The sequence below is a fragment of the Azotobacter bryophylli genome, assembly GCF_042643485.1.
Classification (GTDB): Bacteria; Pseudomonadota; Gammaproteobacteria; order Pseudomonadales; family Pseudomonadaceae; genus Azotobacter; species Azotobacter bryophylli.
Genome location: NZ_JBHRSJ010000034.1, coordinates 255655 through 273336 on the forward strand (window position 1 = coordinate 255655; position 17682 = coordinate 273336).

Genomic DNA, 17682 nt, shown 5'->3' on the forward strand with positions numbered 1-17682 from the left:
GGTGCCAGCCACGAATCGTTCCGGACTCTAGGCGCGGCGCTGGTTAGGTAGGCCGCTGGCGCCTCGAGGCCCGCGGCGGTGAGGATCTCGCTATCAAACTGCTTTTCAGCAAAGGGCCGTCGCTCGTGGCTCGCCTGCTGGTGCTGGCCGTTCTCTCGGTCGCGCTGATGGTGGTGGACGCCCGTTTCGATACCTTCAAACCGGTACGTAGCCAACTGGGGCTGCTGCTGACGCCGTTCTACTGGGTGACCGATCTACCGGTGCGACTGTGGGAGGGGATCAACCAGCAGTTCACCAGCCGCAGCGAGCTGCTCGCCGAGAACGAGAAGCTCAAGGCCGAGGCTCTCTTGATGCAGCGCCGGCTGCAGAAGCTGGCGACCCTCACCGAGCAGAACGTGCGCCTGCGCGAGTTGCTCAACTCCGCCGCCCTGGTGGACGAGCGGGTTCTGGTCAGCGAGCTGATCGGCGTCGATCCCAATCCTTTCACCCATCGCATCCTCATCGACAAGGGCGAGCGCGACGGCGTGTTCATCGGCCAGCCGGTGCTCGATGCGCGCGGCCTGATGGGGCAGGTGGTGGAGGTGATGCCTTACTCGGCGCGAGTGCTGCTGCTCACCGATACCACTCACAGCATCCCGATCCAGGTCAATCGCAACGGCTTGCGTGCCATCGCCGTGGGCACCGGCAATCCGGAAAGCCTCGAATTGCGCCATGTGGCCGATACCGCCGACATCAAGGAGGGCGACCTGCTGGTCAGTTCGGGCATGGGGCAGCGTTTCCCTTCCGGCTATCCGGTGGCCATCGTCAAGGAGGTGATCCACGACTCGGGTCAGCCCTTCGCCATTGTGCGTGCCGTACCGACCGCTGCGCTGAACCGGACCCGCTACATGCTGCTGGTGTTCAGCGATCCGCGCACCGCCGAGCAACGTGCCAGCGAGGCAGCCCAGGCCCAGGAGGCGCTGGATCGCAAGGCCGCCGAGCAGGGGGCAGCTCCGGTCGTGCCACCTACGCCGACTCCGGAGCGGGCCGCCGCCCCGGCCAAGCCCGAGCCACCGGCGCAAGTCCAGGGGCCGCGTCGATGAGTCCGACCGGAGCGCACAACCTCTGGGTGATCTGGGCCAGCTATCTCGTCGGTTTATTGCTCAGCGTGGCGCCTATGCCAAGCTTTATGGAGGTCGGTCGTCCGCTGTGGCTGGCAATGTGCGTCACCTATTGGATTCTCGCCCTGCCGCACAGGGTCAGCATGACCGTGATCTGGTTGCTGGGCTTGGCGATGGACGTGCTCTATGGGGTTCTGCTCGGTCAGCACGCCCTGACCCTTACCCTGATCGCCTTCCTGGTCATGTCGCTGCAGCAGCGCATACGCGTTTTTCCGCCATGGCAGCAGAGTCTGGTGATCCTGGTCGTCTTCGGTCTGGCCCAGTTGGTGCAGCTGTGGCTCAATGCACTGACCGGCAACCGTCCTCCAACGCTGGCGTTCCTGCTGCCGGCTCTGGTCAGCGCTCTGCTCTGGCCCTGGGTGTTCACGGCGCTGCGCGGTCTGCGCCTGCGCCTCAACGTCAATTAGCCGGGTCCGCCATGAATATCGTGGCACCCGGGCGGGGAGAAGTTGTATGACCACCCTTTACCTGGCCTCTGGCTCTCCCCGTCGGCGCGAGCTGCTCGCACAGATCGGCGTGCCCTTCGTTTCCCTCATGACCTCGGTCGACGAGACTCCCTTGCCCGACGAGACGCCGGCTGCCTACGTGGAACGTCTGGCCCGGGCCAAGGCGGCGGCCGGGCTGGCCACTCTGGGGGCCGACGAGCAGGCCGTGGTGCTCGGCGCCGATACCACCGTGGTGCTGGACGGCCGTATTCTCGGCAAGCCCGCGAGTCGCGAGGAGTGCATCGCCATGCTGCAGTCCCTCGGCGGACGCGAGCACGAGGTGCTCACCGCAGTGGCTTTGGCCAGTGTGCAGCACAGCGAAGCGCGGACCGTTTCCAGCCGGGTCGGCTTCCGCCCGGTCGATGCCGTCGAGGCCGGTGCCTACTGGGATACCGGCGAACCGGCGGATAAGGCCGGCGGCTACGCGATCCAGGGCTTCGCCGCGGTATTCGTGCGTCATCTGCAGGGCAGTTATTCGGCGGTGGTCGGCTTGCCGTTGTGCGAGACTGCGCATTTGCTGACAGAATTCGGTATCCCGTTCTGGCAACCTAAATGACGAGGTGCTCGAAGGGTGAACAGGGGGCTGTAGCCCGAGCGGGAACATGCGATGAGCGAAGAGATTCTGATCAATATCACGCCGATGGAATCGCGCGTGGCGGTGGTGGAGAACGGGGTGCTGCAGGAAGTGCACGTCGAGCGCACCCTGCGCCGCGGCATCGTCGGCAACATCTACAAGGGCAAGGTGGTGCGGGTGCTGCCGGGCATGCAGGCGGCCTTCGTCGATATCGGCCTGGAGCGGGCAGCCTTCATCCACGCCTCGGAGATTTCCGGTCGCGAAGGCAGCGGGGTGGAGAACATCAGCGCCCTGGTGCATGAAGGGCAGAGTCTGGTGGTGCAGGTCACCAAGGATCCGATCGGCAGCAAGGGCGCCCGCCTGACCACCCACCTGTCGATCCCCTCGCGCTATCTGGTCTACATGCCGCGTACCAGCCATGTGGGCATTTCCCTGAAAATCGAGGACGAGGCCGAACGCGAGCGCCTGAAGAAGGTGGTAGCCGACTGCGTGGCCGCCGAGGGCATCGAGAACGAAGGCGGGTTCATTCTGCGCACCGCAGCCGAAGGTGCCGGGGCCGACGAGATCCTGGTGGATATCCGCTATCTGCGCCGCCTCTGGACCCAAATCGCCGGGCAGATGCAGACGGTCTCCGCACCGGCGGTTATCTACGAAGACCTCAGTCTGGCCCTGCGCACCCTGCGCGATCTGGTCAGTCCGCGGATCGAGAAGATCCGGATCGATTCCCGGGAGACCTTCCAGAGAGTTTCGCAATTCGTCGCGGAGCTGATGCCGGAGATTGCCGATCGGCTCGAACATTATCCCGGCGAGCGGCCGATCTTCGATCTCTACGGCGTCGAGGATGAAATCCAGAAGGCGCTGGAACGTAAGGTGATGCTGAAGTCCGGCGGCTACCTGATTGTCGACCCGGCCGAGGCGATGACCACCATCGACGTCAACACCGGGGCCTTCGTCGGTCACCGTACCCTGGAAGAGACGATCTTCAAGACTAACCTCGAGGCGGCCACGGCCATCGCCCGCCAGCTTCGCCTGCGTAATCTCGGCGGGATCATCATCATCGACTTCATCGACATGGAGGATGAGGATCATCAGCGCCAGGTGTTGCGCACTCTGGAGAAGCAGCTGGAGCGTGACCACGCCAAGTCCAACATCATCGGCATCACCGAACTGGGCTTGGTGCAGATGACCCGCAAGCGCACCCGCGAGAGCCTCGAGCAGGTGCTCTGCGAGCCCTGTAGTTGCTGCCAGGGCCGCGGTAAGCTGAAGACCCCGGAAACCATCTGCTACGAGATCTTCCGCGAGATACTCCGCGAAGCACGGGCTTACCAGGCCGAGGGCTACCTGGTGTTGGCCAACCAGAAGGTGGTGGATCGCCTGCTCGACGAGGAGTCGGGCAACGTCGCCGATCTCGAGGCGTTCATTCAGCGTCCCATCAAATTTCAGGTCGAGGGCATGTATTCCCAGGAACAGTACGATGTCGTTCTGCTTTAAGGCCTAGTCATGCAGCGTTTTTTCCGCCTGCTAGCGGGCTGCCTGCGCGGCCTGCTCGGGCTTTGTGCTCTATCGTTGATGCTGCTGGCGCTGTACGTCAGTCTCGGTCGCGAGCTCGTTCCGATGGTCGCCGCGTACCGCCCGGATCTGGAGGCGCAGGCCCGGGAGACCTTGGGCATGCCGGTTTCCGTTGGCAGCCTGGAGGGGGACTGGGCGGGATTCTCGCCGTTGCTGGTGGCCCACGACCTGCTGCTGGGCGAGGGCGCCGGTGCCTTGCGTCTGGATCACGTACGGATGCGTCCGGATCTGCTGCAGAGCCTGTTGGCCCGTCGGCTACGGATCGACAGCTTGGAATTCGAGGGGCTGAAGCTCAGCCTGAGGGAGGACGAGCAGGGGAAATGGAGCCTCGTCGGGCTGCCTTCGCGGGAGTCTCGGAAACCCCAGGATCCGTCCGTGGTCCTCAAGGGACTGGAGCAGATCGCCAGTCTGTCGTTGCTGGACAGTCAACTGACGCTCGAACCCCATGGGCAGGCGCCTTTCAATCTCACCCAGGTCAACCTGAGTCTATCCAACGCCGAGGGACAGCAGCGTCTGGACGGTCACCTGCGCTTGCCCGATGGCCTGCCGCTGAGCTGGAGCTTGCGTACCCGTCTGGATGCCCAGGACTGGCTGCAGAGCCAGGCCGAGTTCTATCTCAGCCTGCCGCAAAGCGATTGGGCCGCCTGGTTGCCGCGCGCCCTGACCCGCGACTGGCACCTCGAGCGGCTGCGAGCCGGTGGCGAGCTCTGGTTGTCCTGGGCGGACGCCGGATTGCAGCGAGGCGTGATCCGTCTCCATGCTCCGGAGCTGGTGGGGAATTATGCCGAGCGGCCGCCGGTCAACCTGCAGGATCTCGCCGTGACCGGCTACTTCCAGCGCAATGGCGCCGATTTCCGGGTGCTGCTCGATTCCTTGGCCGCGACGCTGGGGCCCACCCGCTGGGGCGAGGTGCAGGTCGGGGTGGAGCACCGCGCTTCATCCGCCCTGCATGAAGAACAGTGGGCGATCAGCGCCGACCGTCTCCATCTACCACCCATCGCCTCCGTTGTGCAGGCCATGGCGCCGTTGCCGAAAACTGCCGCGAACCTACTGGCCGGGCTGCAGCCGCGGGGAACCCTGCGCAACATCGAGCTGTTCTACAAGCCACAGGCGAGTGCGAGCACGCGTCTGAGCTACGCCGCCAATCTCGATCGGGTGGCCTTCAATGCCTTCGGCGGTGTGCCGGCGGCGGAGAACGTCAGCGGTAGCGTGGTCGGCGATCTCGGCGCCGGCGAATTACGCTTGGATGCGCCGGATGCCGTCCTGCATCTCGCCAATGTGTTTCCCCGCCCCTGGCACTACCGGCATGTCGGCGGTCGGCTGCTATGGCATGTCGACGAGGAGGCGGTGACGCTGATCGCTCCCTACCTGCAGACCCAGGGAGAGGAGGGCAACGCGGCGGGCGATTTCCTGATCCGCCTGCGCCGCGATCCGGCTGAGGAAGATTACATGGACTTGCGGGTCGGGATGCGCGACGGCGATGCCAGCTATACCGAGAAGTACCTGCCCACCGCGCTTTCCCCGGATCTGGCGGGCTGGCTGAAGACGGCGATCCGCAGCGGCCGGATCGACGAAGGCTATTTTCTCTACCAGGGCTCGTTGAACAAGGGGGCCCTGGACACTGCACGCAGCCTCGGCCTGTTCTTCAAGATTCAAGGGACCGAGCTGGATTATCGGCAAGGCTGGCCCGGGCTGCGCGAGGCTCGTGGCGAAGTGTTCGTCGAGGATAGCGGCGTTCGGGTCAGGCTCAGTAGCGGGCGTATCCTAGACAGCCAGGTGACTGCGGCACAGGCGGATATTCCGCTGGGCCGTGGCGTGCTGCCGCGGTTACAGCTCAAGGGCGAGCTGGACAGCAGTATCGGCGAGGGGCTGAGGTTCGTGCGCGAGGCGCCGCTGAAAGGCGCTTCCGCCATTTTCGCCGGTTGGGAGGGAGAGGGGGCGCTCAAGGGCGGGCTCAGCCTGGATATCCCCCTGCGCCGCGATGAGCGGCAGCCTCCGCTCGGCGTCCAGATCGCGCTGACCACCTCGGGTGCCCGCCTGAAGATCGCCCAGGCCAAGCTGCAACTCGAGCAACTGCAGGGGAATTTCGATTACGACATCGCTCGCGGACTCAGCTCGAAGGATGCCCGTGCCCAGATATTCGGCCAGCCGGTACGCGCCGAGGCTATCGCCGAAGGCAGCAACGGCCAGCCGCTGACGCGCATACGGGCCACGGGGAGGGTGTCCTGGCCCGCCCTGAGCGAGTGGCTGAGTCTGACCCAGACCTTGCCGCTGAGCGGCGAGCTGCCCTACCGGCTGGATCTGAGCCTGGATGGTCAGGACAGTCTGCTGACGGTCGATTCCGATCTGCGCGGGCTGCGGATCGATCTGCCGGAGCCTCTGGGCAAGCCGGAGCAGGTCGCACGCCAGTCGCATTTCCGCATGACCTTGGATACGTCTACGGAACGGCACTACCGGCTGGACTACGGCGATCTGGCTAGCCTGGCCATGGCCGCTCCGCAGGGGCAGCTGGTCGGCGGGCGTGCGGAGCTGCGCCTTGGCGGGCAAGAGGCGGAGCTGCCGGTAAGCGAAGGCCTCTGGGTGCGAGGCAGCCTGGAGTCTCTGGAGTGGGACGCCTGGCGCGAGGTGCTGGCGCCGCTGACGCCGGTGACGCTAGGCTCCGGCCAGCAGGCCGAGGCCTCCCCTCCCTGGTTGCGTGGTGCCGAGTTGCAGATCGGGCACTTTCAGGGGGGCGGCCTGACCCTGTCGCAGCTCTCGGCGATTCTGACCCCGGCCTCCGGAGGGTGGCAGCTCGACCTGAACAGCCCGCAGGCGAAGGGGCGGATCCTGGTCCCGAAGGGCAAGAGCCAGCCGATCGATGCCGACCTGGAGTACCTGGTACTTCAGCCGCCCGCATCGACCGGGGCGGTATCGGAGCAAGGGGGGACGCCTCCGTACAGAGATCCGCTGGCGCGCATCGATCCGCGGCAGATTCCCCCGCTGGATGTGAGGATCAAGAGCCTCCAGCGCGGAGCCGAACAGATCGGTGCCTGGTCGTTCAAGGCGCGCCCGTCGACCGACGGCGTCGGTTTCAGCGAGCTGGATCTCGACCTCAAGGGCCTTCGGGTGAGCGGCAACGCGGGCTGGGAGGGGCGGCCCGGCTCCGGTAGCAGCTGGTACAAGGGGCGCGTGAGAGGGGGCGATCTGGCCCCGGTGCTGAAGGCCTGGGGCTTCGCTCCGTCCACGACCAGCAAGCGATTCCGGGTGGATGTGGACGGGCGCTGGCCGGGTTCGCCGGCCGCGATGCATATCGAGCGCTACAGCGGCAGTCTCGACTTCAGCTTGCGCAAGGGCCAGTTCCTCGAGGTGGATGGCTCTGCGGCGCGAGTATTCGGCCTGCTCAATTTCGACGCTATAGGGCGGCGTCTGCGCCTGGACTTTTCCGACCTGTTCGGCAGGGGATTGAGCTATGACGAGGTCAAGGGCCTGCTCGACGGTCATGACGGCGTTTTCGCCACCCGCACGCCTATCACCATGGAGGGCCCGTCGAACGATATCGAGATGGAGGGTACCCTCGACCTGCCGAGCAACAGAATCGACGCCAGGTTACGGGTCACCCTGCCGATCAGCAGCAACGTGATGGCTGTCCTGTTGGTCGGTGCGCCTGCGGTCGGGGGCGCACTGTTCGTGGTCGACAAGCTGCTCGGCAACCGGGTTTCACGCTTCGCCAGCGTCAAATACCGTGTCGAGGGCTCTTGGCAGGAGCCTAAAATTACCTACGACAAGCCCTTCTAACGATCCCGATCGGATGATGGTGCTTGCAGCGGGCGATGAAGTGCGCGACTTTTGACGGAAAGCTGCAGCGGAGAAGCCGAATGAATCTCGCCGTGATCCAGATGGTCAGTCAGGACGATGTGCTGGAGAACCTCGCAACGGCACGGCGGCTGCTCGAGCAGGCGGCGGCCGGTGGGGCACGGCTGGCCGTGCTGCCGGAGAACTTCGCCGCCATGGGGCGGCGCGATGCCGCCGCCCTCGGGCGGGCCGAGGCCCTGGGCGAGGGGCCGATCCTGCCGTGCCTGCGCCAGGCGGCGAGGGACTTCGGCCTGTGGATCGTGGCCGGCACCTTGCCGTTGCCGCCGCCCGGACGTCCCCAGGCCAAGGCGCATGCCTGTTCGCTGCTGTTCGACGAGCATGGCGAGCAGGTGGCGCGCTACGACAAGCTGCACCTGTTCGATGTAGAGGTGGCGGACAGCCGTGGCCATTACCGCGAGTCGGACGACTACGCCCATGGCGAACGGGTGGTAGTGGCGGACACCCCGGCCGGGCGCCTGGGGCTGACCGTCTGCTACGACCTTCGCTTTCCCGAACTGTATGGCGCCTTGCGCGAGGCCGGCGCGGAACTCATCAGCGCGCCCTCGGCCTTCACGGCGGTGACCGGTGCCGCGCACTGGCATGTGCTGGTGCGCGCCCGGGCTCTGGAGACTCAATGCTATCTGCTGGCCGCTGGCCAGGGCGGCACTCATCCGGGGCCGCGGGAGACCTACGGCCATTCGGCGATCGTCGATCCCTGGGGGCGGATTCTGGCCGAGCAGGCACAGGGCGAGGCCGTTCTGCTGGCCAACCGCGATCCGGGCGAGCAGACTGCGATCCGTCAGCGTATGCCGGTGCATCGACATCGGCGATTCTCAGTGCCGGCCGTGCCGCGGCCGGCCAGAATGGAGTGATTATGAGCGAGTTGGTGTTACCCGTTAGCCAGCAGCTGCTGGGCCCCGGTGGCCTGGATCTCGACGCTCTGCCGGCGTTGCTCGGCGAGCTGGCCGGTCCGGGCATCGATGCGGCGGATCTGTACTTCCAGAGCCTGGTGTCGGAGTCCTGGCTGTTGGAGGACGGCATCGTCAAGGATGGCAGTTTCCATCTCGATCAGGGCGTGGGCGTCAGGGCCCAGTCCGGCGACAAGACCGGCTTCGCCTATAGCAATGCGATCACCGAGGAGGCGCTGCGTCAGGCTGCCCAGGCGGCGCGCTCGATCGCCCGTGCCGGAAAGCAGGGGCGGGTCCAGGCCTTCGCCAGTCCCCAGGTGCAGCGCCTCTACACCAGCAGCAATCCCTTGGAAGTGATCGACCGGGCCGAGAAGGTGGAGCTGCTCAAGCGAATCGATGCTGCCACCCGGGCGCTCGATCCCCGCATCAAGCAAGTCACCGTGAGCCTGGCGGGGACCTGGGAGCATATTTTGGTCGCCGCCAGCGACGGTAGCTTGAGCGCGGATGTGCGTCCGCTGGTGCGTTTCAACGTCAGCGTCATCGTCGAGCAGAACGGTCGCCGCGAGCGCGGCGGACAAGGCGGCGGCGGGCGTACCGACTACCGCTATTTCCTCGAAGAGGATCGTGCCATGGGCTATGCCCGCGAGGCGCTGCGCCAGGCACTGGTCAATCTGGAGGCGGTACCGGCACCGGCCGGCACCCTGCCGGTGGTGCTCGGGCCAGGCTGGTCCGGCGTGCTGCTGCACGAGGCCGTCGGCCACGGCCTGGAGGGGGACTTCAACCGCAAGGGCAGCTCCGCGTACAGCGGGCGGATCGGCGAGCGGGTGGCCTCCAGCCTCTGTACCATCGTCGACGACGGCACTCTGGCCGGGCGCAGGGGCTCGTTGAGCGTTGACGACGAGGGCACCCCGACCCAGTGCACCACCCTGATCGAGAAGGGCGTCCTCAAGGGCTACATGCAGGACAAGCTGAACGCCCGGCTGATGGGCGTCTCGCCGACCGGCAACGGCCGGCGCGAATCCTATTCGCACCTGCCGATGCCGCGCATGACCAATACCTACATGCTGGCCGGCGACAGTGATCCGGCGGAAATCATCGCTTCGGTGAAGAAGGGGTTATTCTGTGCCAGCCTCGGCGGCGGACAGGTCGATATCACCAGCGGCAAGTTCGTGTTCTCCACCAGCGAGGCCTATCTGATCGAGGATGGCCGGATCACGGCCCCGGTGAAGGGCGCGACCCTGATCGGCAATGGCCCGGAGGTGATGAACCGGGTCTCCATGGTCGGCAATGATCTGGCTCTGGACAGCGGCGTGGGCACCTGCGGCAAGGACGGGCAGTCCGTGCCTGTGGGCGTCGGTCAGCCGACCTTGAAGATCGACGCGATCACCGTGGGCGGCACCGGAGCCTGAGTGCCTTCCAGGTCCGGTTGTCGCATTGCCGACGAACGGAAGTGCGTCGGCTGGTAATTGACGCTGGGCGAATCCTCGGGGGATCAGCTCAGCCCGCGCTGGGCTTCGTCGAGTCCGCGGATGTACTTGAAGATCTTGCGGGCGGCGCTGGGAGCCTTGTTGTGGGCCAGTTCATGCTGGGCATGACGGATCAGGCCGCGCAGATGCTGGCGATCGGTGTCCGGATAGTCGTTGACGAAGGCTTCCAGGGCTTCGTCTCCGCCTTCGATCAGGCGATCGCGCCAGCGCTCCAATGCATGGAAGCGCTCGTTGTACTGGCGGGTCGAGGTATCCAGCTGGTCGAACAGGGCGTGAATGGCATCGACATCTTGGTCGCGCATCAGTTTGCCGATGTATTGGAGATGGCGTTTGCGGGCGATATGCGCGCTGTGTTTCGGCGCATCGATCAGGGCGCGGCGCAAGGCGTCGGTCAGCGGCAGGCGATTCAGTTGCTCAAGCTTGAGCGTGGTCAGACGCTCGCCGAGATCCTGCAGGGCGTGAAGCTCGCGCTTGACCTGGGATTTGCTCTTCTCCCCGGAGAGGTCGTCGTGAAATTCGGGCATGGCAGTATTCCAGTGGAAATTCCTGCCATGATAACAGCAGCATCGGGCCGCAAGCTCGGGCCTCGATAGCAGGTCGGGCATGAGCCGGTAGGGCGATAGCTGCAACTCAGGAGTCGTTATGAATTCAGCAGACAAAGTCGGTCCGCAGGCGTTGCCGGAGCTGCAGGCGAAGGTCGAGCGAATCCTCGCGGAGAGCAGGCGGCAAGGCGCCACTGCCTGTGAGGTTTCGGTATCCATGGAGCAGGGGTTATCCACCTCGATCCGTCGGGGCGAGGTGGAGACGGTGGAGTTCAACCGCGACCAGGGTTTCGGCATCACCCTGTATCTCGGTCAGCGCAAGGGTTCGGCGAGTACCTCGGCGACCGGTGAGGATGCCATCCGGGAGACCGTGGCGGCTGCCCTGGCCATTGCCAAGCATGCCTCGGAAGACGATTGCGCCGGTCTCCCGGATGCCGCGTTGATGCCCAGCGAACTGCCCGAACTGGATCTCTACCATCCTTGGTCAATCACTCCCGAACAGGCCATCGAGCGGGCGCTGGAGTGCGAGGCGGCGGCATTCGCCGCCGACCCGCGGATCAAGAATGCCGATGGCACATCGCTGAACTCCCATCAGGGCTGTCGCGTCTATGGCAACAGCCATGGCTTCATCGGCGGCTATGCCAGTACCCGGCACAGCCTGAGCTGCGTGATGATCGCCGAGGGCGAGGGGCAGATGCAGCGCGATTACTGGTACGACGTCAGCCGGCAGGGCGAGGCGCTGGCCGATCCGCAGAGTATCGGGCGGCGTGCCTCCGAGCGCGCGGTGAGCCGTCTGGGCGCGCGGCCCGTACCTACCTGCGAGGTGCCGGTGCTGTTCGCTGCCGAACTGGCCACGGGTCTGTTCGGCCACTTCATCGCTGCCATTACTGGTGGCAATCTGTATCGCCACACCTCGTTCCTCGAGGGGACTTTGGGCCAGCAGCTGTTCCCCGAATGGCTGAGTCTCGACGAGCGACCACGCATTCCCCGGGCATTGGGGAGTGCCGCATTCGATGCGGACGGGCTGGCGACCTATGCCAAGCATTTCGTCGAAAATGGCCGGTTGCTTCGCTATGCGCTGGGCACCTACTCGGGACGCAAGCTGAACATGCCCAGCACGGCCAATGCCGGCGGGGTGCACAACCTGTTCGTCAGCCATGGTGAGGAAGACCTGGCGGCCCTGATCCGGCGGATGGGGCGGGGATTGCTGGTCACGGAGCTGATGGGGCAGGGGCTGAATCTGGTGACCGGCGATTACTCCCGCGGAGCGGGTGGTTTCTGGGTGGAGAACGGTGAGATCCAGTTTCCTGTGCAGGAGGTCACCATAGCCGGCAACCTGCGCGATATGTTCCGGCAAGTGGTGGCGGTAGGCAGTGATCTGGAGACACGCAGCAACATTCGTACGGGCTCGGTGCTGATCGAGCGAATGACGGTGGCAGGCAGCTGAGACCAATCAGAGCGGGCGAGCCGGTGCAGACGCATCGGTTGCCCTTGCGTCTACTCCCCTTCGTCGAAGCGGTTGTTGATCAGTTCGACCAGAGCATTCAGGGCTTCGTCGTCCTGCTCGCCCTCGGTATGTAGGTGGATTGGCGTGCCTTTGCCAGCAGCCAGCATCATCACCGCCATGATGCTCTTGCCGTCGACCAGGCATTCCGGTTCGCGGCCGATACGCACCGTGCAGGGATAGCGCCCGGCAAGGCCGACGAACTTCGCCGCAGCTCGGGCGTGGAGGCCGAGCTTGTTGATGATGGTGACCTTGCAGGCAGGCATCGCGCAATCAATCCTTCAACCAAGGTCGCGGTGGCGAACCTGAACGTTCTTGAGCGACTGCTTCAGCGCCTGCCCAAGCCGTTCGGCCAGGTAGACCGATCTGTGGTGGCCGCCGGTACAGCCGATGGCGATCGTGACGTAAGCGCGATTGCTGGCGGCAAATCGCGGCAGCCACTTTTGCAGATAAGCATGGATATCCTGGTACATCTCTTCCACATCAGGCTGAGCGGCCAAGTAGTCGACGACCGGTTGATCCAGCCCTGAGAAGTCGCGCAGATCGGGCTTCCAGTAGGGATTGGGTAGGCAGCGCACATCGAACACCAAGTCCGCGTCCACCGGCATGCCACGCTTGAAGCCGAACGATTCGACCAGGAACGCCGTGCCCGGTTCCGGCTTGTGCAACAGCCTTAGCTTTAGGGTGTCGCGCAATTGGTAGAGATTGAGATGGGTGGTATCGATCTTCAAGTCGGCCAAGTCCCTGATCGGGGCTAGCAGTCGGCTTTCATCCTGGATGGCTTCGGCCAGGGAGCGATTTTCGTTGGTCAGAGGATGACGTCGGCGGGTTTCCGAAAAACGCTTGAGCAAGGTTTCGTCATCGCAATCCAAGAACAGCAGGTCGCAGACGATGTAGCGCGCTCGTACCTCATCGAGCAGCTCTGGGAAGCGTTTCAGTTGGCTGGGCAGGTTGCGTGCATCGATGGAAACGGCGAGTTGCGGGTGCAGCAGCTCAGTATGCAGCAGTGCACGTTCGGCCAGTTCAGGAAGCAGACCGGCCGGCAGGTTGTCTATGCAGTAGAAGCCATTGTCTTCGAGCACATTGAGCGCAGTGCTCTTGCCCGAGCCGGAACGACCACTGACGATGATCACGCGCATGCTCAGGCTCTTCTTTCGATACGACGAGAGACGAGGGCCAAATGCTTGGCTGCCGGATAGACGTTCACAGCCAACAACGCTCCTCTAGGATTATTGACCGTTCTGCGTGTCCACTACCACTTGGTACAGCGCTTCACTGGTCTGGGCATGGCGAAGGCGCTCTCGGATCTCGCTGCGGTCGAGCATACTGGCGATTTGACGCAAGAGTTGGAGATGCTCGTCGGTGGCCTCCTCCGGAACCAGCAGGGCGAATAGCAGATCCACCGGTGCTCCATCGATGGCGTCGAAGTCGATGGGGGCATCCAACCGCAGGAGAACGCTGATCGGAGCGGGACAGCCAGGAAGACGACAATGGGGAATGGCGATTCCGTTGCCGAAGCCGGTCGAGCCAAGCTTTTCCCGGGCAACCAGGCTTTCGAAAATGGCCTTGCTATCCAGGTCGGAAATTTCACGCGCGACCAGATTGGCGATGAATTCCAGCGTTCGTTTTTTGCTGCCCCCCGGCACGTTCACCAGGGAGCGTGCGGGGGTTAGGATGTTTTCTAGTCGGATCATGGGGGATCGGGTTAGCGAGCGGTTGCGCCCTGCTGGCGCTCAACCTGCTTTTCCTTGTGCTTGATCAACTGGCGGTCGAGCTTGTCGATGAGCAGGTCGATTGCAGCGTACATGTCATCATGTTCAGCGTTCGCCACGACTTCCCCACCTGCGACATGCAGAGTGGCTTCGATTTTCTGCTTGAGCTTGTCGACCGACATGATCACCTGAACGTTGGTGATGCGATCGAAATGGCGTTCGAGCCGGCTGAGTTTCTCCTCAACATAGTCGCGCAGGGGGTCGGTCACATCCAGTTGGTGTCCACTGATGTTGACTTGCATACCGCTTTCTCCTTATTGCTATTAACACAGGCTAGCGGGCCTGCTACCGGTATATACCTTGGCATGGACCGTCGGAGGTCAATGCCTCCGAGCAGTCGTTCGGCAGGTCAAGCCCTGTTACATCAGTCGCTTGCGTTCGCTGGATGGGGCAATCCCGAGGGATTCGCGATACTTGGCGACAGTGCGGCGCGCCACTTGTATGCCCTGTTCTTCCAGTAAACCAGCGATCTTGCTGTCGCTCAATGGCTTTTTCGGATTTTCCGCCGCGACCAGTTTTTTGATGATGGCACGTATTGCAGTAGACGAGCACTCGCCACCTTCCGCCGTACTGACATGGCTGGAGAAAAAGTACTTGAGCTCGTAGATGCCTCGCGGAGTATGCATGTATTTCTGGGTGGTCACCCGGGAAATAGTCGACTCGTGCATGCCCACGGCTTCGGCGATGTCGTGCAGAACCAACGGCTTCATGGCTTCTTCGCCGTAATCGAGGAAACCGCGCTGGTGCTCGACGATCTGCGTGGCAACCTTCATAAGGGTCTCGTTGCGGCTCTGCAGGCTCTTGATGAACCAGCGTGCTTCCTGCAACTGGTTGCGCATGAAGGTATTGTCAGCGCTGGCATCGGCCCGACGAACGAAGCCGGCATACTGCGGGTTGATGCGCAGGCGGGGGATCGCTTCCTGGTTGAGCTCTACGAGCCAGCGGCCGTTGTGCTTGCGCACTATGACATCGGGAACGATGTATTCCGCCTCGCTGGCTTCGATCTGCGAGCCGGGGCGTGGGTTGAGGCTCTGGATCAGCTCGATGACCGGGCGGAGCTCTTCTTCCTTGAGCTTCATGCGGCGCATCAACTGGCTGAAATCATGGTTGCCGAGCAGATCGAGATAGTCCCTGGCCAGCCGTTGCGCCTCGCTCAGCCAAGGCGTATCGGCAGGCATCTGTCTCAGTTGCAATTGCAGCGATTCGCTTAGATCGCGAGCGGCGACTCCGGCTGGCTCGAACTGTTGAATGCGGCGCAGAACCATCTCGACTTCGTCGAGCTCGATACCCAGCTCCGGGTCGAGGGATTGGAGGACCTCTTCCAGTGCCCCCTCCAGATAGCCGTCGCTGTTGATGCTGTCGATGAGGGTGATGGCGATCAGGCGATCCGTGTCGGACATCGGCGCCAGGTTCAACTGCCAGAGCAAATGGCTCTGCAGGCTCTCTCCGGTGGACGTCCGGGCGGTGAAATCCCAATCGTCGTCGTCGTTGCTCGGCAAGTTGCTGGCGCTGGTCTGATAGATGTCTTCCCAGGCGGTGTCCACCGGCAGCTCATTGGGGATGCGCTCGTGCCAGTCGCCTTCTTCCTGGTCGTTACCGGCAGTCGACGAGGGTGACTCATAGAGGTCCGAATAACTGCCTTCCGGTGCGGCTTCGGAGGACCCCTGCCCGCTCTGGTCGCCTGGCAGATCGGAGTTGTCGTAATCGTCGCCAGCTTCCTGTTGCTCAAGCATCGGGTTGGAGTCCAACGCCTCCTGGATCTCCTGTTGAAGATCCAGGGTCGACAATTGAAGCAGGCGGATGGCTTGTTGCAGCTGCGGGGTCATCGTCAGCTGCTGACCCATTTTTAGGACTAGCGATGGTTTCATATTGTAGGAAGCACCGTATGCGCCGACGCTTGCGCGTCAACCACTACAAGGCGGCGAAGCGCCCATCTAGCAAGTTATATGCCTTATTTTTACGGATTTGCCTAGCCCTACCTTTCTTCTCGGAAAGAATCAAAGACGGAATTCGTGGCCCAGATAGACTTCCTTCACCAGTTGGTTGGAAAGAATGGTCTGAGCATCGCCTTCCGCAATCAATTGTCCATCATTGACGATATAGGCCGTTTCACAAATGTCGAGCGTTTCACGGACATTGTGGTCGGTGATGAGAACGCCGATACCCCTGTTCTTCAAATGATGAATGATCTGCTTGATATCGCCCACCGAGATCGGGTCGACGCCGGCGAAGGGTTCGTCGAGAAGGATGAACTTCGGAGCGGTGGCCAGGGCGCGGGCGATCTCCACTCGGCGCCGCTCCCCGCCGGACAGGCTCATGCCGAGGCTGTCGCGAATGTGCGTGATATGGAACTCCTGAAGCAGAGACTCGAGCGCCTGGTGGCGCCCGGTGCTGTCCAGATCCTTGCGCGTCTCGAGAATCGCCATGATGTTGTCGGCTACCGACAGTTTGCGAAAGATCGAAGCTTCCTGGGGCAGGTAGCCGATACCGGCACGAGCGCGTTTGTGCATCGGCAGGTCGGTCACATCCAACTGGTCGATCAGGACTCGACCCTGGTCGGCGCGAACCAATCCGACGATCATGTAGAAGCTGGTGGTCTTGCCGGCACCATTGGGACCGAGCAGGCCGACTATCTGCCCACTCTCGATAGAGAGGCTGACATCGCGAACTACCTGGCGACTCTTATAGCTCTTGGCCAGATGCTGGGCTTTGAGGACTGCCATTACTGTGTTTGCCCCTGCTGTGGCTGTGTCTTCTTCTTGGGCTGGATCAGCATGTCGATCCTAGGCTTCGGAGTCGTCACATTGGACCCGGTGGCTCGGCCGGCATTGACGATCTGGCGCTGGGTGTCGTAGACGATCTTCTCGCCCTCGAAGGTGTTTCCGTTCTGGATCACCTTGGCTTGGTCGATCAGTACTATCCGCTCATTGTCGGCAAAATACTGGATGGTCTTTCCGTAGGCCTTGACGGTTTCTTTATCGGCCGCGGGCTTATGTTCGAAGTAGGCAGGATTGCCGATGGAGGTCAATACCTTGATGTCGCCATTTTCATCCTGGGTAACGGTCACCTTGTCACCAGTGATCTTTCGTGAGCCCTGGGTGATGACTACGCCGCCCTGGTAGACCGCCACATTCTGCTTATCGTCGAGCTCGGCACTATCTGCTTGCACACGAATCGGCTGGTCGCCGTCAGAGGGCAGTGCCCAGGCATTCATGGCTCCGAGCCCGGTGCACAGGCTGAGCAGAAGAGGGAGAGTCCCGTGGGGGAAACGGTTAGCGAACCTCATGCTGACCTCTTATGTTGGACAGCAGGTGCATCCTGCCGTCATTCAGATACGCTTTCATTCCTTTGGCCGTGGTTACCCCATTGGCCGCCTCGATCATGACTGCTTGTTGGGTCTGCGCGTAATCCTTCTCTGGGAATACGGTCAGCCGGCTGGTGGTGAGGATGCTCGGGCGGCCTTTACTATCGGAGCGCTCAACTCTTACCGCATCGATCAGTTCTACTTCTTTGCCTTGAGGGCTCACTTCGCCAAGCTTGCTTTGCACATGCCAAGGTAATGCGGTCCCGCGGAAGAGAAGCAGGTCTGGACGGGTAAGCAGAGTGATATCGCTGGTTTTGAGATGCTCCAGCTTGTCTGTGGTCATTTCATACTTCGGCGTGCCGTCAGCCTGATATTGTACCGAGTGGGCATGAATAACGAAAAAGTCGATAGTATTGTCCTCGCGAGGAGGGGTATTAATTTCGTTGTTCATGAAGCTTTCGGGGCGGATATTCCAGTAACCCAAGGCAATCAGCAGGGCGGTCAGGACGACAAGCGTTAGTGGAATACGCAATCTGCGGAGCATGA

Annotated in this window: 17 protein-coding genes; 8 read left to right on the forward strand and 9 right to left on the reverse strand. The window is 62.9% G+C overall.

Going from position 1 to position 17682, the window contains the following annotated elements; all coding sequences use genetic code 11:
• Positions 1–137: 137 nt before the first annotated feature.
• The 7 genes from mreC (at position 138) to tldD (ending at position 9936) form a co-directional block, all read left to right on the forward strand.
• The gene (gene mreC / locus ACFOJE_RS17200; RefSeq protein ID WP_377816331.1) at positions 138–1082 is read left to right on the forward strand and encodes a rod shape-determining protein MreC; all 945 of its coding nucleotides are present in this window, start codon (positions 138–140) and stop codon (positions 1080–1082) included.
• Positions 1079–1567, forward strand: a complete 489-nt coding sequence (mreD, locus tag ACFOJE_RS17205; RefSeq protein ID WP_377815880.1) for a rod shape-determining protein MreD — start codon at positions 1079–1081, stop codon at positions 1565–1567. The genes mreC and mreD overlap by 4 nt, the downstream gene beginning before the upstream one ends.
• A gap of 46 nt (positions 1568–1613) precedes the next feature.
• Positions 1614–2201 carry a Maf family protein gene (locus ACFOJE_RS17210; RefSeq protein WP_377815881.1) on the forward strand — a complete coding sequence of 196 codons (588 nt, stop codon included), beginning with the start codon at positions 1614–1616 and terminating at the stop codon, positions 2199–2201.
• Positions 2202–2252: 51 nt separating this feature from the next.
• Positions 2253–3710: a ribonuclease G gene (gene rng / locus ACFOJE_RS17215; protein ID WP_377815882.1), complete on the forward strand. Its 1458-nt coding sequence runs from the start codon at positions 2253–2255 to the stop codon at positions 3708–3710.
• A 9-nt stretch (positions 3711–3719) separates the two neighbouring features.
• Complete coding sequence (locus ACFOJE_RS17220; protein ID WP_377815883.1) at positions 3720–7562, forward strand: YhdP family protein; 3843 nt, start codon at positions 3720–3722, stop codon at positions 7560–7562.
• Between the two features lie 80 nt (positions 7563–7642).
• Positions 7643–8491: a carbon-nitrogen hydrolase family protein gene (locus ACFOJE_RS17225; RefSeq protein WP_377815884.1), complete on the forward strand. Its 849-nt coding sequence runs from the start codon at positions 7643–7645 to the stop codon at positions 8489–8491.
• Between the two features lie 2 nt (positions 8492–8493).
• Entirely contained in the window at positions 8494–9936 is a 1443-nt protein-coding gene (gene tldD, locus ACFOJE_RS17230; protein WP_377815885.1) for a metalloprotease TldD, read from the forward strand.
• Positions 9937–10019: 83 nt separating this feature from the next.
• Here the strand turns inward: tldD and yjgA are convergent, their stop codons facing one another.
• Complete coding sequence (yjgA, locus tag ACFOJE_RS17235) at positions 10020–10538, reverse strand: ribosome biogenesis factor YjgA (protein ID WP_377815886.1); 519 nt, start codon at positions 10536–10538, stop codon at positions 10020–10022.
• 118 nt (positions 10539–10656) lie between these two features.
• On the opposite strand from yjgA, the gene pmbA reads away from it, so the two are divergent.
• Positions 10657–12003: a metalloprotease PmbA gene (pmbA, locus tag ACFOJE_RS17240; protein ID WP_377815887.1), complete on the forward strand. Its 1347-nt coding sequence runs from the start codon at positions 10657–10659 to the stop codon at positions 12001–12003.
• A gap of 50 nt (positions 12004–12053) precedes the next feature.
• Here the strand turns inward: pmbA and ACFOJE_RS17245 are convergent, their stop codons facing one another.
• The 8 genes from ACFOJE_RS17245 to lptC all read right to left on the reverse strand — a co-directional run bounded on the left by ACFOJE_RS17245 (position 12054) and on the right by lptC (position 17680).
• Positions 12054–12326 carry an HPr family phosphocarrier protein gene (locus ACFOJE_RS17245; protein ID WP_377815888.1) on the reverse strand — a complete coding sequence of 91 codons (273 nt, stop codon included), beginning with the start codon at positions 12324–12326 and terminating at the stop codon, positions 12054–12056.
• Between the two features lie 15 nt (positions 12327–12341).
• Positions 12342–13199, reverse strand: a complete 858-nt coding sequence (gene rapZ, locus ACFOJE_RS17250; protein WP_377815889.1) for an RNase adapter RapZ — start codon at positions 13197–13199, stop codon at positions 12342–12344.
• A gap of 90 nt (positions 13200–13289) precedes the next feature.
• The gene (ptsN, locus tag ACFOJE_RS17255; protein ID WP_377815890.1) at positions 13290–13754 is read right to left on the reverse strand and encodes a PTS IIA-like nitrogen regulatory protein PtsN; all 465 of its coding nucleotides are present in this window, start codon (positions 13752–13754) and stop codon (positions 13290–13292) included.
• Positions 13755–13765: 11 nt separating this feature from the next.
• Positions 13766–14074 carry a ribosome hibernation-promoting factor, HPF/YfiA family gene (hpf, locus tag ACFOJE_RS17260; RefSeq protein ID WP_377815891.1) on the reverse strand — a complete coding sequence of 103 codons (309 nt, stop codon included), beginning with the start codon at positions 14072–14074 and terminating at the stop codon, positions 13766–13768.
• A 117-nt stretch (positions 14075–14191) separates the two neighbouring features.
• The gene (locus ACFOJE_RS17265; RefSeq protein ID WP_377815892.1) at positions 14192–15700 is read right to left on the reverse strand and encodes an RNA polymerase factor sigma-54; all 1509 of its coding nucleotides are present in this window, start codon (positions 15698–15700) and stop codon (positions 14192–14194) included.
• A 129-nt stretch (positions 15701–15829) separates the two neighbouring features.
• Positions 15830–16555, reverse strand: coding sequence for an LPS export ABC transporter ATP-binding protein (lptB, locus tag ACFOJE_RS17270; protein WP_377815893.1), 726 nt, complete (start codon positions 16553–16555; stop codon positions 15830–15832).
• Positions 16555–17118 (reverse strand): lipopolysaccharide transport periplasmic protein LptA, encoded by a 564-nt coding sequence (lptA, locus tag ACFOJE_RS17275; protein WP_377815894.1) that lies wholly within the window; start codon positions 17116–17118, stop codon positions 16555–16557. The genes lptB and lptA overlap by 1 nt, the downstream gene beginning before the upstream one ends.
• Complete coding sequence (gene lptC, locus ACFOJE_RS17280; protein WP_377815895.1) at positions 17105–17680, reverse strand: LPS export ABC transporter periplasmic protein LptC; 576 nt, start codon at positions 17678–17680, stop codon at positions 17105–17107. The genes lptA and lptC overlap by 14 nt, the downstream gene beginning before the upstream one ends.
• Positions 17681–17682: the final 2 nt, after the last annotated feature.